This is a genomic window from Sphingomonas changnyeongensis (genome assembly GCF_009913435.1).
Taxonomy (GTDB): Bacteria; Pseudomonadota; Alphaproteobacteria; order Sphingomonadales; family Sphingomonadaceae; genus Sphingomonas_B; species Sphingomonas_B changnyeongensis.
Genome location: NZ_CP047895.1, coordinates 2162638 through 2177593, shown reverse-complemented (window position 1 = coordinate 2177593; position 14956 = coordinate 2162638). Strand labels below are relative to the sequence as shown.

Annotated in this window: 17 protein-coding genes and 1 pseudogene; 15 read left to right on the top strand and 3 right to left on the bottom strand. The window is 67.6% G+C overall.

The window, feature by feature from the left end; genetic code table 11:
• Nucleotides 1–7: 7 nt before the first annotated feature.
• On the bottom strand, nucleotides 8–130 hold the full coding sequence (locus GVO57_RS15280; RefSeq protein ID WP_268830429.1) for a hypothetical protein: 123 nt from the start codon (nucleotides 128–130) through the stop codon (nucleotides 8–10).
• Here GVO57_RS15280 and GVO57_RS10765 point away from each other — a divergent pair.
• Together GVO57_RS10765 and GVO57_RS10760 are read left to right on the top strand one after the other, a co-directional pair.
• Nucleotides 129–863 (top strand): phosphatidylserine decarboxylase, encoded by a 735-nt coding sequence (locus GVO57_RS10765; protein ID WP_160593137.1) that lies wholly within the window; start codon nucleotides 129–131, stop codon nucleotides 861–863. The genes GVO57_RS15280 and GVO57_RS10765 overlap by 2 nt on opposite strands.
• Nucleotides 860–1663 (top strand): CDP-alcohol phosphatidyltransferase family protein, encoded by an 804-nt coding sequence (locus tag GVO57_RS10760; protein WP_160593136.1) that lies wholly within the window; start codon nucleotides 860–862, stop codon nucleotides 1661–1663. The genes GVO57_RS10765 and GVO57_RS10760 overlap by 4 nt, the downstream gene beginning before the upstream one ends.
• Here the strand turns inward: GVO57_RS10760 and GVO57_RS10755 are convergent.
• The gene (locus GVO57_RS10755) at nucleotides 1590–1832 is read right to left on the bottom strand and encodes a hypothetical protein (protein WP_160593135.1); all 243 of its coding nucleotides are present in this window, start codon (nucleotides 1830–1832) and stop codon (nucleotides 1590–1592) included. The genes GVO57_RS10760 and GVO57_RS10755 overlap by 74 nt on opposite strands.
• A gap of 174 nt (nucleotides 1833–2006) precedes the next feature.
• Here GVO57_RS10755 and rpsB point away from each other — a divergent pair, with 174 nt between their 5' ends.
• The 12 genes and pseudogenes from rpsB to rpmE all read left to right on the top strand — a co-directional run bounded on the left by rpsB (nucleotide 2007) and on the right by rpmE (nucleotide 13235).
• Complete coding sequence (rpsB, locus tag GVO57_RS10750; protein WP_160593134.1) at nucleotides 2007–2774, top strand: 30S ribosomal protein S2; 768 nt, start codon at nucleotides 2007–2009, stop codon at nucleotides 2772–2774.
• A 124-nt stretch (nucleotides 2775–2898) separates the two neighbouring features.
• Nucleotides 2899–3837, top strand: coding sequence for a translation elongation factor Ts (gene tsf / locus GVO57_RS10745; protein WP_160593964.1), 939 nt, complete (start codon nucleotides 2899–2901; stop codon nucleotides 3835–3837).
• A gap of 176 nt (nucleotides 3838–4013) precedes the next feature.
• Entirely contained in the window at nucleotides 4014–4739 is a 726-nt protein-coding gene (pyrH, locus tag GVO57_RS10740; RefSeq protein ID WP_160593133.1) for a UMP kinase, read from the top strand.
• Nucleotides 4740–4742: 3 nt separating this feature from the next.
• Nucleotides 4743–5300, top strand: coding sequence for a ribosome recycling factor (frr, locus tag GVO57_RS10735; RefSeq protein ID WP_160593963.1), 558 nt, complete (start codon nucleotides 4743–4745; stop codon nucleotides 5298–5300).
• 104 nt (nucleotides 5301–5404) lie between these two features.
• A complete protein-coding gene (gene uppS, locus GVO57_RS10730; RefSeq protein ID WP_233281571.1) occupies nucleotides 5405–6073 on the top strand; it encodes a polyprenyl diphosphate synthase in 669 nt (222 codons plus the stop codon).
• Nucleotides 6070–6858, top strand: coding sequence for a phosphatidate cytidylyltransferase (locus GVO57_RS10725; protein ID WP_160593132.1), 789 nt, complete (start codon nucleotides 6070–6072; stop codon nucleotides 6856–6858). The genes uppS and GVO57_RS10725 overlap by 4 nt, the downstream gene beginning before the upstream one ends.
• Nucleotides 6855–8015 (top strand): 1-deoxy-D-xylulose-5-phosphate reductoisomerase, encoded by a 1161-nt coding sequence (locus tag GVO57_RS10720; RefSeq protein WP_160593131.1) that lies wholly within the window; start codon nucleotides 6855–6857, stop codon nucleotides 8013–8015. Before GVO57_RS10725 ends, GVO57_RS10720 begins: the two co-directional genes overlap by 4 nt.
• Nucleotides 8012–9144: pseudogene (gene rseP, locus GVO57_RS10715) on the top strand (RIP metalloprotease RseP). The gene GVO57_RS10720 and the pseudogene rseP overlap by 4 nt, the downstream one beginning before the upstream one ends.
• Before the next feature lie 61 nt (nucleotides 9145–9205).
• Nucleotides 9206–11839 (top strand): outer membrane protein assembly factor BamA, encoded by a 2634-nt coding sequence (gene bamA, locus GVO57_RS10710; RefSeq protein WP_201752633.1) that lies wholly within the window; start codon nucleotides 9206–9208, stop codon nucleotides 11837–11839.
• A complete protein-coding gene (locus tag GVO57_RS10705; protein WP_201752632.1) occupies nucleotides 11839–12432 on the top strand; it encodes an OmpH family outer membrane protein in 594 nt (197 codons plus the stop codon). The genes bamA and GVO57_RS10705 overlap by 1 nt, the downstream gene beginning before the upstream one ends.
• Nucleotides 12433–12434: 2 nt before the next feature.
• The gene (gene fabZ / locus GVO57_RS10700) at nucleotides 12435–12902 is read left to right on the top strand and encodes a 3-hydroxyacyl-ACP dehydratase FabZ (protein ID WP_160593129.1); all 468 of its coding nucleotides are present in this window, start codon (nucleotides 12435–12437) and stop codon (nucleotides 12900–12902) included.
• A 102-nt stretch (nucleotides 12903–13004) separates the two neighbouring features.
• Nucleotides 13005–13235, top strand: coding sequence for a 50S ribosomal protein L31 (gene rpmE / locus GVO57_RS10695; RefSeq protein ID WP_160593128.1), 231 nt, complete (start codon nucleotides 13005–13007; stop codon nucleotides 13233–13235).
• Between the two features lie 80 nt (nucleotides 13236–13315).
• Here the strand turns inward: rpmE and GVO57_RS10690 are convergent, their stop codons facing one another.
• The gene (locus GVO57_RS10690; protein ID WP_160593127.1) at nucleotides 13316–13963 is read right to left on the bottom strand and encodes a carbonic anhydrase; all 648 of its coding nucleotides are present in this window, start codon (nucleotides 13961–13963) and stop codon (nucleotides 13316–13318) included.
• A gap of 67 nt (nucleotides 13964–14030) precedes the next feature.
• Here GVO57_RS10690 and lipA point away from each other — a divergent pair, with 67 nt between their 5' ends.
• Nucleotides 14031–14951 (top strand): lipoyl synthase, encoded by a 921-nt coding sequence (gene lipA, locus GVO57_RS10685; protein WP_160593126.1) that lies wholly within the window; start codon nucleotides 14031–14033, stop codon nucleotides 14949–14951.
• Nucleotides 14952–14956 lie beyond the last annotated feature (5 nt).

Sequence of the window (14956 nt, the reverse complement as noted above, 5' to 3'; positions counted from 1 at the left end):
ACCGCCCTTAGGCAAGCCGCGCGGCCCGATCAACCGGGGCGATGGCAGCAAGCGCGGTGCCGGCAAAGCCTTGGGGCGTGCGCCATCCGCCGTTGAGATTGCGCGCCGACCGGCCTAGACGCAGGGGCATGGCTTCCCTCGATACCCCGCCCGCCGCCACCGCCCCCGTCAAGTGGCGCTTCCCGGCCGTTCATCCCGAAGGGCGCAAGTTCGTCCTGATCGCCGCGCTCATCACCCTTGGTTTTGCGCTGATGGCGTGGGAAACGCTCGCCTGGCCGATGGCCGGCATCACCATCTGGGTCGCGGCGTTTTTCCGCGATCCCGTGCGCAGCGTGCCGCAGGGCGAGGGGCTGGTGATCGCGCCCGCCGACGGGCTGATCACCCTGATCCAGCAGGTGCCGCCGCCGCGCGAGCTGACCGGGCCGGACGGGCTGGACGACGCGCCGATGATGCGCGTGTCGATCTTCATGAGCGTGTTCGACGTCCACATCAACCGCGCGCCCGTCGCCGGCCTGATCCGCCAGGTCGTCTATATCCCGGGCAAATTCCTGAACGCCGACCTCGACAAGGCGAGCGAGGACAATGAGCGCCAGCATTTCCTGGTCGAGGCCGAGGATGGCACCCGCATCGGCTTCACCCAGATCGCCGGGCTGGTCGCGCGGCGCATCGTGCCGTTCGTGAAGCCGGGTGACCGGGTCGGGCGCGGCGAGCGGGTCGGCCTGATCCGCTTCGGCAGCCGTGTCGATGTCTATCTGCCCGCCGGCACCGCGCCGCGCGTGGCGCTCGGCCAGCGCACCATCGCCGGGGAAACCGTGATCGCCCGGCTGGGCGAAACCGAGGCGGGAGCGGGCCTGCCGCAATGATCGCGCGCCGCCCCCTGCGCGGGATCTCGCTGCGCGCCGTCGCGCCCAATGCGGTCACTGCGCTGGCGCTGTGCATGGGGCTGTCCGGCGTGCGCTTTGCCATTGGCGGCGAATGGGACCGGGCGCTCGGCGCGATCATCGTCGCCGGGGTGCTTGACGGGCTGGACGGGCGCATCGCCCGGCTGCTCAAGGGCGAGAGCCGGTTCGGCGCCGAGCTTGATTCGCTGTCCGACGTCATCGCCTTCGGCGTTTCGCCGGCGATCATCCTCTATCTCTGGTCACTTCAGGCGCTGCCCAAATTCGGCTGGATCTTCGCGCTTGCCCATGCCGTGTGCTGCGCGCTGCGCCTGGCACGGTTCAACGCCCAGATCGATGCCGTCGAACAGCCGCACAAATCGGCCGGTTTCCTGACCGGGGTTCCGGCACCCGCCGGCGCGGGGCTGGCGCTGCTGCCCGTCTATATCTGGCTCTGGTCGGGAGAGGCGACGCTGCGCGAGCCGTGGCTGGTCGCGCCCTGGGCCGCGCTGGTCGCCTTTCTGATGATCTCGAACGTCGCGACCTATAGCTGGTCGTCGCTGCGTCTGCGCCGCGGCATCAGGCTGGAGGCGATTGCCGGTGTCGCGCTGCTGGGCGGGGCGCTGGTATCCGATCCGTGGATCACGCTGACCGTCATCACCATCGTCTATGCCGGGCTGATCCCGTTCAGCATCCGTTCCTATGCGCGGGTCAGGCGGCAGCGGCAAGCCGCAGGCCCCGCACCGACCCGGCCTGCAGCCGAGCCGTCCGGCCCGCCGGCCTGACCGGTCCGGCACGCACGGGCCGGGCCCCGGCCATATGCCCCGGTGCCAGCGCAGCGCGGATCTGCGGCAGGTCGCGCAGGATCATCGCGCCCACCAGGCCAAGGCCCGACACGAACAGCAGCGAGAAAGCGAGGGCAGCAAGAACGTGAGCGGTGAGGGCGATCATCATGGCCTCCATTTGTTCCGTCGCCGTAGTTCGCTCTTTGTTCCGATCTTGTCAACCCTTGCATTTGTTGGCCGGCGCCGCTAATGCGCCGCCCATTCCACATGAGGGCCGCACATACCGGTGCCGGGGCAACCTGGTTCCAGGCTCTCAGAGGTTCAACCGGGTAGGAGAAAGACCATGGCGGTTCCCACCGTCTCTCTGCAGGCGCTTATCGAAGCCGGCGCGCATTTCGGCCATCAGACGCATCGCTGGAATCCGAAGATGAAGCCGTACATCTACGGCGAGCGCAATGGCGTTCACATCCTCGACCTGTCGCAGACCGTTCCGCTGTTCGCCCGCGCGCTCGACTTTGTCAGCCAGACGGTCGCGGCCGGCGGCAAGGTGCTGTTCGTCGGCACCAAGCGCCAGGCGCAGGAGCCGATCGCCGAGGCCGCGCGCCGCGCCGGCCAGCATTATGTCAACCATCGCTGGCTGGGCGGCATGCTCACCAACTGGAAGACGATTTCGAACTCGATCAAGCGTTTCAAGGCGCTGGAAGAGCAGCTGGCGGGCGATACCCACGGCCTGACCAAGAAGGAAGTCCTCCAGCTGACCCGCGAGCGCGACAAGTTCGAGCTGTCGCTGGGCGGCATCCGCGACATGGGCGGCATTCCCGACGTGATGTTCGTGATCGACGCCAACAAGGAAGAGCTGGCGATCAAGGAAGCCAACACGCTCGGCATCCCGGTCGTCGCGATCCTCGATTCGAACGTCTCGCCCGACGGCATCGCCTTCCCGGTGCCGGGCAATGACGACGCCAGCCGTGCCATCCGCCTGTATTGCGAGGCGATCGCCCAGGCCGCGACCCGTGGCGGTCAGGCCGGTGCCGCGCAGCGCGGCGTCGATCTCGGCGCGATGGACACCCCGCCGGCCGAGGAAGTGCTCGGCGAAGGCGCGGCCGCCTAAGGCCGCCTGACCGGTGCGGGCGGCGGCTGACCGTCGCCCGCGCCGGTTTCCCGATTTTGTCACAGCTGCCCGGCAGAGCGCGGAGCGCCGCTGGGCCAAACCCAAGCCAGGAAGGAGCCAGATGATGGCGGAGATTACGGCTGCAACGGTCAAGGAGCTGCGCGAGCGCTCCGGTGCCGGCATGATGGACTGCAAAAAGGCGCTCAACGAAACCGGCGGCGATATCGAAGCCGCGATCGACTGGCTGCGCACCAAGGGCCTTGCGGCCGCCGCCAAGAAGGCCGGCCGCACCGCTGCCGAGGGTCTGGTCGGCGTCGCCGTTGCCGGCACGCGCGGCGCGGTTGTCGAGGTTAACTCGGAAACCGACTTCGTCGCCAAGAACGACCAGTTCCAGTCGTTCGTCCGTGACGTCACCCAGATCGCGCTCGGCACTGGTGAAGATGTCGACGCGCTGCTCGCCGCTGCCATGCCTGCCGGCGGCACCGTGCAGGAGGCGCTGACTGCCAACATCGCCACCATCGGCGAGAACCAGTCGCTGCGCCGCGCCCGCGTGCTCGAAGTGAGCGAGGGCGCGGTCGTGTCCTATGTCCACAATGCTGCGGCACCCGGCCTTGGCAAGATCGGCGTGCTCGTCGCGCTCGAGGGCAATGCTCCGGCCGACCGCATCGAAGCGCTTGGCAAGCAGCTCGCGATGCACATCGCGGCCGCCTATCCGCTCGCGCTGACCGGCGACCTGATCGATCCGGCGCTGATCGAGCGCGAAGCCGCGATCGCCCGTGAAAAGGCTGCCGACAAGATCGCCGGCAAGCCGCCGGAAGTCGCCGAGAAGATCATCAACGGCCCGGTCGAGAAGTTCCGCAAGGAAAATGCACTGCTCACCCAGGCGTTCGTGATCGACGGCAAGACGCCGGTGCAGGACGTGGTCGCCGCCGAAGCCAAGGCGGCGGGCGGATCGATCGCGATCAAGGATTTCGTCCGCTTCCAGCTGGGCGAAGGCATTGAGAAGCAGCAGAGCGACTTCGCCGCCGAAGTCGCCGCGACCGCCGGGCTGAAGTCGGCCTGACGATGGTGCCGGGCCGGCCATGCGCCGGCCCGGCTGCCGCCTGACGGGCGGCGTTCCCGCCCGTTCGCCGCCCATTGGCGGCAGGGCGCGGCACGGCCCGCCCGATACGCTTGGATTTCCGCGCTGCCGCCACTAAGGTCGCGCGCCACACCGAACCGAACCCGATCGGACCAAACATGACCCGCCCGCGCTTCAACCGTGTTCTCCTGAAGCTGTCCGGAGAGGTGTTGATGGGGCCGGGCCAGTTCGGCATCGATCCCGACACCGTCGCCCGCGTCGCTGGCGAGATCGCCGCCGCCAAGGAAGCGGGGCACGAGATTTGCGTTGTCGTCGGCGGGGGAAACATCTTCCGCGGCCTTGCCGCCGCCGCCAAGGGCTTTGAGCGCGCCACCGCTGATTATATGGGCATGCTCGCCACGGTGATGAACGCGCTCGCGCTGCAGAACGCGCTTGAGCAGATCGGCGTCGACACCCGCGTCCAGTCGGCAATCCCGATGGCGTCGGTGTGCGAGCCCTATATCCGCCGCCGTGCCCAGCGCCATCTGGAGAAGGGGCGGATCGTGATCTTTGCCGCCGGGGTCGGCAGCCCGTTCTTCACCACCGACAGCGGCGCTGCGCTGCGCGCGGCCGAAATGAACTGCGACGCGCTGTTCAAGGGCACGTCGGTCGACGGCGTTTACGACGCCGATCCCAAAAAGGTCGCGAGCGCGACCCGCTATGAAACGGTCGCGTTCAGCAAGGTGCTGTCCGATGACCTCAAGGTCATGGACGCCAGTGCCATCGCGCTGTGCCGTGACAACGATATCCCGATCGTCGTGTTCAACATCCGCGAACAGGGCAATCTGGCCCAGGTGCTGCGCGGTGAGGGCGTGGCCACGATCGTTCAGAACGAAGGAGCTTGAGTGATGCCCGCTTATGACAAGGCCGACCTTGAACGGCGCATGCACGGCGCGGTCGAGGCGCTGAAGCACGATCTGACCGGCCTGCGCACGGGCCGTGCGTCGACGTCGCTGCTCGATCCGGTGCAGGTCGAGGTTTACGGCGCGCATATGCCGCTCAACCAGGTGGCGACGGTGTCCGCGCCGGAACCGCGCATGCTGTCGGTGCAGGTGTGGGACCGCACCAATGTCGGGCCGGTGGACAAGGCGATCCGTTCGGCGGGCCTCGGCCTCAACCCCATTGTCGACGGGCAGACGCTGCGCCTGCCGATCCCCGATCTGACCGAGGAACGCCGCCGCGAACTCGCCAAGCTGGCGGGCCAGTATGCGGAAAAGGCGCGGATCGCGGTGCGCAATGTGCGCCGTGACGGGATGGACGCGCTCAAGACAGATGAAAAGAAGAACGGGCTGAGCGAGGACGAGCGCAAGCGCGCCGAAACCGATGTGCAGAAGCTGACCGATGCGACGATCGCCGAGATCGACGCCGCCGCCCAGGCGAAGGAAAAGGAAATCCTCGGCAAGTGACCGGTCAGGGCGCCCCCCTGTCCGCGCCGCCGCACGCCGCGGCGGATGCGGCCACGCCCGGGGCGGGGGGCGAGCCTGCCGGGCCGCGCCATGTCGCGATCATCATGGACGGCAATGGCCGCTGGGCGAAGAAGCGCCGGCTGCCGCGCGTGGCCGGGCACCGCAAGGGGGTCGAGGCGGCGCGCAATGTCGTCCGCGCCGCCGGTGATCTCGGCATCGAGGTGCTGACGCTTTACGCCTTCTCGTCCGAGAATTGGCGACGGCCGGCCGAGGAAGTGGCCGACCTGATGGGGCTGCTGCGCCATTTCATCCTCGCCGACATCGAAGAGCTGGCACAGGCCGGGGTCAGGCTACGCGTGATCGGCGAATATCGCGCGCTCAGCCCCGATCTGGTGCGGCTGATCGACGGGGCGCTTGCCCGCACGGCGGACAATCGCGGCACCACCCTGGTCGTCGCGCTCAATTACGGCGCGCAGAACGAGCTGGTCGAGGCGACGCGCCGGCTGGCCGAACGCTGTGCGCGCGGCGAGCTCGATCCCGCCGCTATCGGGCCGGCGCATATTGAATCCGAACTGGCGACGCATGGCCTGCCGCCGGTTGACCTGCTGATCCGCACATCGGGCGAACACCGGCTGTCGAACTTTCTGCTGTGGCAATGCGCCTATGCGGAGCTGCTGTTCGTCGATGCGCTGTGGCCCGATTTCGATGGCGACCGGCTGGCCCAGGCGCTGGACGATTTCGCCCGGCGGGAGCGCCGCTTCGGCGGACTATGACCGCCGGCAAATCCGGATCTGATCTGGGCGTGCGCAGCGCGGTCGGGCTTGTGCTGATCGCGGTTGCGCTGCTCGCGCTCTGGGCCGGGCCGGTGGGGCTGTGGCTGCTGATCGCGACGGCGGCGATGCTGATGCTCGCCGAATGGTGCGATCTGTCCGGCGCGGACGCCCGCGGGCGCCGCGCGGCGCTGTTTGCCGCCTGTGTGCCGCTGGCGATCCTCGCCCCGCCGCCGGTTGCCGCCGGTCCGGGATCGCTTGCGCTCGGGCTGGGCGTGGCGGCGGCGCTGGTGACGGCGGGCATCACCGGGCGGGTGCGGTTGGGTCTGGGTGTTCTTTATGTCGTGCTGCCGGCGATCGCGCTGGTCTTCATCCGCGCCGAGGCGGACGGCCTGCTCCTGTGCCTGTGGGTGCTGGCGGGGGTGTGGGCGACCGATATCGGGGCCTATTTTGCCGGGCGGACGATTGGCGGGCCGAAGCTTGCCCCGGCGATCAGCCCGAACAAGACCTGGGCCGGGCTGGGCGGCGGCGTGATCGCGGCGCTTGCATTCGGCCTCATTCTCTGGCGCTTTCTGGAACTGCCGCTGGCGCTGGCGCTGCTCAGCCCGGTGCTGGCGGTGGTCGCCCAGGCGGGCGATCTGTTCGAAAGCGCGCTGAAGCGCCGTGCGGGGGTGAAGGACAGTGGACGGATCTTGCCGGGGCATGGCGGCGTGATGGACCGGCTTGACGGTCTGGTCACGGCTGCGCCGGTGGCAGCGATCCTGATCCTCGTCCAACGGATGCTATGACAAAGAAGATTTCGATTTTCGGGGCCACCGGGTCGATCGGCACATCGACGCTTGATCTGGTCGAACAGGAACCGGGGCGGTTCGAGGTGGTCGCGCTGACCGCCAATCGCGACGTGCAGGGTCTGGCGGCGGCGGCGCGGCGCACGGGCGCGCGGATCGCGGTGATCGGCGAGGAGGCGCTGCTCGGGGACCTGCGCGCCGCGCTTGCCGGATCGGGGATCGAGGCGGCGGCCGGGGCAGGGGCACTGGTCGATGCCGCGCGGGCCGGGGCCGACTGGACGATGGCGGCGATCGTCGGCTGTGCCGGCCTGCCGCCGGTGATGGCGGCGATCGAGGCGGGGGGCGTCGTCGCGCTCGCCAACAAGGAAGCTCTGGTGTCGGCGGGCGCGCTGATGACGGCTGCCGCCGCGCGCACCGGCGCACGCATCCTGCCGGTTGATTCCGAACATAATGCAATCTGGCAGTGTTTCGACCATGACCGGCCCGACCGGATCGCACGCATCCTGCTGACGGCGAGCGGCGGGCCGTTCCGGTCGCGCTCGCGCGCCGAAATGGCGTCGGTCACGCCCGAAGAGGCGGTGCGCCATCCGAACTGGTCGATGGGTGCCAAGATCTCGGTCGATTCGGCGACGATGATGAACAAGGGGCTGGAGCTGATCGAGGCGGCGCGGCTGTTCCCGGTGCCGCACGAGCGGATCGAGATCCTCGTCCATCCCCAGTCGGTCATCCATTCGATGGTCGAATATGTCGACGGGTCGGTGCTGGCGCAGCTGGGCACGCCCGACATGCGCACGCCCATCGCTTACACGCTTGCCTGGCCCGACCGGATGACGACGCGTGCCGAGCGGCTGGACCTTGTGCGCCACGGCCGGCTGGAGTTCGAGGCACCGGACGAAGACCGCTTCCCCGCGCTGCGGCTGGCCCGCGCAGCCGTGATCGCCTGCGGCGCGCGCCCGGCGATCCTCAATGCCGCCAATGAAGTGGCGGTGGCGGCGTTTCTCGGCCGCCGGATCGGCTTTCTCGACATCGCTGCAATTGTCGAGGAAACGCTCGGCCGCTATGATCCGCCCGCGCCCCGATCGATCGACGATGTGTTCAGCATCGATCAAGATGCGCGCAGGCAGGCAGAAGCCGCGATGAAGGTGTTTGTCGATTGACCCAGTCTCCCGGCGTGCTGCTGACGGTCCTTGCCTTTCTCGGCGTGATCGGTCCGCTCGTGTTCCTGCACGAGCTTGGCCATTATCTTGCCGGGCGGCTGTTCGGCGTGAAGGCGGAGGTGTTCGCGATCGGCTTCGGGCGCGAGCTGTTCGGGCTGACCGACCGGCGCGGCACGCGCTGGACCTTTGGCTGGCTGCCGCTGGGCGGCTATGTCCGCTTCGCGGGTGACCTCAATGCGGGCAGCGAACCCGATCCCGCCTGGCTCGCCTTGCCGGCGGAGGAGCGGGCGCAGACATTCCAGGCCAAGCCGCTGTGGCAGCGGGCGATCATCGTCGCCGCCGGGCCGGTTGCCAACTTCATCGTCGCGGTGATGATCCTGGCGGCGTTTGCGATGCTGGTCGGCGTCAACCGCACCCCGCCCGTCGCGGGCACCGTTCAGCCGGGCAGCGCGGCGGCCAGCGCGGGGATCCGTGCCGGCGACCGCATTCATACCGTCGACGGGCGCGCTGTCGATGATTTCGGCGATATCGCCGAATATGTGATCGCACGCCCGGCGGTGCCGATCCGCTTCGAAGTTGAACGCGACGGCCGCATGCGCACCATCACCGCGATCCCGGCCGTGCAGTACAAGGCCGACCGGTTCGGCAATCGTTACGCGTTCGGGCGCATGGGCATCACCTCGCCGACGCCGGTCGTGGAGCGTGTCTCGCTGGTCGAGGCGCCGGGCGTTGCGGTCGATCAGACACTGGGCATCATGCGGACCATGGTCGATGGCATCGGCCAGATCATCACCGGGCTGCGGCCGGTCAGCGAACTGGGCGGGCCGCTGCGCATCGCGCAGTTTTCGGGCGAGGCGGCGAGTGCCGGGCTGACCAGTCTCGCCTATCTGATCGCGCTGATTTCGATCAATCTTGGCTTCATCAACCTGTTGCCGGTCCCGATGCTGGATGGCGGCCATCTGCTGTTCTACGGGATCGAGGCGCTGCGCAGAAAGCCGGTCGGTGCCGAGGTGCAGCAATGGGCCTATCGTTCCGGGCTGGTGCTGCTGCTGTCGCTGATGCTGTTCGTGACGTTCAACGATCTGGCCGCTTTTGGGCTCTGGCGGGGCTGGCGGGGTTGATCGGTTAAACGCCATCGGGCAGGGCGCGCACTGGGCGCGGGACTTTCATTTTCGTCCAAGGGTATTTCGGTGACGGCGACAGCATTTCATCCATTCGGCAGACGCGCGGTTGCGGCCCTGCTTGCGGGCACCATCTGCCCGTCCGTCGCGGTCGCGCAGACGGTGGGCGCGCCCGCCACACCGGCACCGCCGCCGGTGACGTTCGTGCCCGCGCCGCAGGGTGACATCATCACCCAGGTCAATGTCGTCGGTTCGCAGCGCATCGAGCCGGATACGGTGCGCTCCTATGTGAAGCTGCGCCCGGGCCAGCTCTATACCGCCGAAGCGGGCGACCAGGCGATCAAGGACCTGTTCGAGACCGAGCTGTTCGCCGACGTGACGGTGCGCGAGACCGCCGCCGGCGTCGTGACCATCGAGGTCAAGGAAAACCCGGTCATCAACCGCATCCTGTTCGAGGGCAACAAGCGGCTGAAGGAGGACAAGATCCTCAAGGAGATCCGCCTCGCGCCGCGGCAGATCTTCACCCGGTCGAAGGTTCGCGCCGATGTCGCCCGGATCATCGAACTCTATCGTCGCCAGGGTCGGTTCGCCGCCACCGTCGAACCGCAGATGGTGATGCTCGACCAGAACCGGGTCGATATCGTCTATGCGATCTCCGAAGGGCCGAAATCCAAGGTCCGGCAGATCAACATCATCGGCAATGACAAATTCAGCGCCGATCGCCTTCGCGGCGAAATGGCGACGAAGCAGACCCGCATCACCAGCTTCTTCAGCTCCAACACCAGCTATGACCCCGACCGGCTGGCCTATGACCAGCAGAAGCTGCGGCAGTTCTACCTGACCGAGGGCTATGCCGATTTCCGCGTCGTGTCGGCGGTCGCCGAACTGACGCCGGACAAGGAAGACTTCATCATCACCTATGTGATCGAGGAAGGGGAGCGGTATAAATTCGGCGAGGTGAAGGTCGAAAGCGAGCTGCGCGACTTCAAGCCGGATTTCGTCAAGACGCTGCTGCCGATGAAGGCGGGCGACTGGTACAACGCCAAGCAGGTCGAAGACACGGTCAACTCGATCAGCGAGACCGCGGGCCTGCTCGGCTATGCGTTCGCGCAGGTCGAACCGAACTTCAACCGCGATGCCGAAACGCGGACGATGGAGCTGACCTTCCAGGTCGCCGAAACGCCGCGCGTCTATGTCGAGCGCATCGACATCAACGGCAATACCATCACGCAGGACAAGGTGATCCGGCGCGAGTTCCGCCTGCAGGAAGGCGATGCGTTCAACGCCTTCCTCGTCAAGCGTTCGAAGGACCGCATCCAGTCGCTCGGCTATTTCCAGGAAAAATTCGAGATCGAGCAGAAGCCGGGCTCCGGCCCGGACCGGGTCGTGCTCGAGGCGAATCTGGAGGAAAAGCCGACCGGCGAGCTGACGCTGTCGGCAGGTTTTTCCAGCCTTGAGCGGTTCATCGTCAATGCCGGCATCTCGCAGAACAATTTCCGCGGGCGCGGCCAGTCGGTCAGCGCCTCGGTCAATTATTCGCAGTTCAACAAATCGGTCGAGCTCGGCTTTACCGAGCCCTATCTGCTCGATCGCAACATCGCGCTGGGCGGCAACATCTTCCGGCGCGATTTCAACCAGTTCAACTTTATCGGCGGCAATCAGCGCAACACCACCTACAGCCAGGTGTCGACCGGGTTCCAGCTGCGCCTCGGCGTGCCGCTGACCGAGTTCATGCAGTTCCAGGCGCGCTACAACTTCAGCATCGACGATGTGTCGCTGGCGCAGGATTTCTTCACCGGCGGGCGCTGCGATCCGTTCCTGGCCGGGCGCTTCTTGTGCGACACCATCGGCAAGCAGACGACGTCGTCGATCGGCTATTCGATCGTGTATTCGACGCTCGATAACGGCATCCGCCCGACGCGCGGCAACCGCATCACCTGGAACCAGGATTTTGCGGGCCTGGGCGGCAGCATCCGTTATCTGCGCAGCCGCCTGAACGCCGACAAATATGTCAATCTCGGCCGCGGCTTCGTCCTGAACTTCGGCTTTGAGGGCGGCTATATCCGCTCGTTCAACCGCACCCTGCGCGACGAGAACGGCAACGCGATCGAGCCGGTGCGGATCATCGACCGCTTCTTCCTCGGCCAGCCGCAGTTCCGCGGCTTCGAGATCCGCGGCATCGGTCCGCGCGTGCTGCGCTATCAGCTCGATGAGCAGGGCGAGCCGATCATCGGCCGGCGGCGCGAACTGCTCGCCGACGACTCGCTCGGCGGTCGCGCTTATTATCTTGCCAAGATCGAGATGCCGCTGCCGCTCGGCTCGGGCATCCAGGAACTGGGCATCCGCCCTTCGGTGTTCGTCGACATCGGTTCGGTGTTCGGGGTCAAGCGTCCGCAGGTCACCTCGCGCGAGACATTCCGCGATCCGGCCGATGGCGTGATCAAGGCCAAGTGCCGCAACATCGCGACCGGCCAGCTGACCTTCCCGCCGGCCGGCGGTGCCTGCCCGACGGGCACGACCCCGCTGCCCGCCTTCGACGAACAGTTCCTGGGCGACACCTGGAGGCCGCGCGTGTCGGCCGGTTTCGGGGTCAACTGGAACTCGCCGTTCGGCCCGCTGCGCATCGACATCGCCAAGGCGCTTGTCACCCAGCCGGGTGACGATCCCCAGCTCATCACTTTCAACGTAGGGACCCAGTTCTGATGACCAAGCTCACCACCATCGCGCTCGCCGCGCTCGCGCTGTCCGCCGCCCCGGCCGTCGCGCAGAAGCTGCCCAACGCGACCATCGCGGTTGTCGACACCGACCGCATCCTGCGCGAATGCACGGCCTGCCGCGCCGCCCAGACCCAGCTGCAGGCGCAGGTCCAGCAGCTGCAGCAGCGCCAGCAGACGCTGGCCGCGCCGCTGCAGACCGAGGCGCAGGCCCTGCAGACCCAGGTGCAGGCGCTGCAGGGCAAGCAGCCCGACGCCGCGCTCCAGCAGCGGATCCAGTCGCTCCAGACCCGCCAGAACCAGGCGAATGAGGAGCTTAACCGCGGCGAGCAGAATCTGCGGTCGATCCAGCAGCATGTGCTGCAGCAGATCAACACGCGCCTCGGGCCGATCATCGACAGCACGCTTGCCGCGCGCGGCGCGAGCGTCGTGCTCGACCGTGGTGCGGTGCTGGCGGTCGCCCCGGCGATCGACATCACCAACGATGTGCTCGCCCAGCTCAACACCCAGCTGCCCAGCGTCAGCGTGACCCCGCTGCCGCAGCCGGCGCAGCAGCCGGCCCAGCAGCCCCAGGGCCGCTGATCATGGACGGTGAGGCGGTCGAACGCGGGCCGCTGGACATCACCCGCGTGCTCGCGGCGCTGCCGCACCGCTATCCGATGCTGCTCGTGGACCGGGTCGAAAGCCTGGTCCCCGACCAGTCGATTGCGGCGATCAAGGCGGTGTCGTTCAACGAGCCGTTCTTCCAGGGGCATTTCCCCGGTCGCCCGATCATGCCGGGCGTGCTGATCGTCGAGGCGCTGGCCCAGGCGGCCGGCGTGCTGGCGATCGAGACGCTCGGCCTCGCGGGGACCGGCAAGCTCGTCTATTTCATGGCGATCGAGAATGCGAAGTTCCGCAAGCCCGTCGAACCGGGCGTGCTGCTGCGTCTCGAGGTCAGCTTCGTCCAGAAGCGGGCGCGGGTGTGCAAGTTCGCCGGCCGTGCGCTGGTCGATGGCGAGCTGGCGGCCGAGGCGTCGTTCACCGCCATGATCGCGGACGCGCCGGCCTGAGCGGGACGATGCTGATCGGTTGAACCACCGGGCCGGTTCTGCTACCGGCCCGCCTTCCATTTGCGTGGCTGGTCGGAAACCAGCCCTGACGGAGCAAGGCGCATGAAGAAGAACATCCACCCCGACTATCACATGATCAAGGTGCAGATGACCGACGGCACCGTCTACGAGACCCGCTCGACCTGGGGCAAGGAAGGCGACACTATGGTCCTCGAAATCGACCCGCTGGCCCATCCGGCCTGGACGGGCGGCACCCAGCGTCTGCTCGACGCCGGTGGTCAGGTCGCGCGCTTCAACAAGCGCTTTGGCGGCCTCACGCTCGGCAAGAAGTAAGCTTGGTTTGCCGGCACTGCGCCCCGCGGCGCGGTGCCGGCAACAGCCCGGATCAGTCCGCGGCCATCACTGTTTCGACGTTACTGGCCCGACGTTACTGGCCCGAAGCTGCCGTCAGCCGGGTCGAGAAGGCTCAAAAGCCCGTCGGCAATCGAAAATATCGCGCCGTGCAGGCGCAGCGTGCCCGCCGCCTCGCGCGGTGCGATGAACGGGAAGCTGCGCAGATTGGCAAGGCTGACGCGCACGCTCTCGCGCTCCAGCGCCGCCACCGCGTCCGGCCCGTCGCCATGTTCGGCCATCACGCGCTGCCGCGCCTGATCGAGCAATGCCATCCAGTCATGGATGAAGCCGCCATCGCCGGGTGCGGACGCTTCGAACCGGCGGCTGAGCGCGGCGCTCACCCCGCCGCAAGCGCCGTGCCCCATCACCACGATGTCGCGCACCTCAAGCTGGGTGACCGCAAACTCGAGCGCCGCCGATACGCCATGATGTCCGCCGCCCCGCTCGAACGGGGGCACCAGTGCGGCGACGTTGCGCACCACGAACATCTCGCCGGGCGAGGTGTCGAAAATCTGCGCCGGGTCCACCCGGCTGTCGGAACAGGCAATGACCATCACCTGCGGCGCCTGCGCCGCCGACAGGGCAGCCCAGCGTTCGCGCTGCGTGGTCCAGCCGGAATCGTGGAACCGGCGATAGCCCGCGATCAGCGCCTCAAATCCCTGTTTCATCACGGTTGCGGTTAAGGCCGCGCGGCGGGGGTGGCAAGGCCGCCACCGGATCGCTATCTGCACGCACATGACCGAACCGCTTTCGACCGAGCCGCGCGCGCCGCGCATCCGCAAGCCCGACTGGATCCGCGTCAAGGCGCCGACCAGCACCGGCTTTGCCGAGACCCGCGCGCTGATGCGCAGGCTCAATCTCGCGACCGTGTGCGAAGAGGCCGCCTGCCCGAATATCGGTGAGTGCTGGACCAAGAAACACGCGACGGTGATGATCCTGGGCGATGTCTGCACGCGCGCCTGCGCGTTCTGCAACGTCAAGACCGGCATGCCGCGCGCCGTCGATCCCAAGGAGCCGCAGCATGTCGCCGATGCCGCCGCCGAAATGGGGCTGCAGCACATCGTCATCACCTCGGTCGACCGTGACGATCTGCCGGACGGCGGCGCCAGCCAGTTCGTCAAGGTGATCGAGGCGCTGCGCCGCACGACGCCGTCGACCACCATCGAGATCCTGACGCCCGATTTCCGCAACAAGCATGAGGCGGCGGTCGAGGCGATCGTCGCCGCGCGGCCCGATGTCTATAACCACAATCTGGAAACGGTGCCGCGGCTCTACCCGACGATCCGGCCGGGCGCGCGCTATTATGCGTCGCTGCGGCTGCTTGAACAGGTCAAGCGGCTCGACCCGACGATCTTCACCAAATCGGGCATCATGCTCGGGCTGGGCGAGGAGCGGCTGGAGGTGCATCAGGTGATGGACGACATGCGCTCCGCCGATGTCGATTTCCTGACCATGGGCCAGTATCTCCAGCCCACGCCCCGCCATGCCAAGGTGGCGGAGTTCGTGACGCCGCAGGCGTTCAACGCCTATGCCGCGATCGCCCGCGCCAAGGGCTTTCTGCTCGTCGCCTCGTCGCCGCTCACCCGGTCGAGCTACCATGCCGGCGAGGATTTCGAGCGGCTGCGCGCGGCGCGCAACGCGCGTCTGGGGCGCTGATCCCG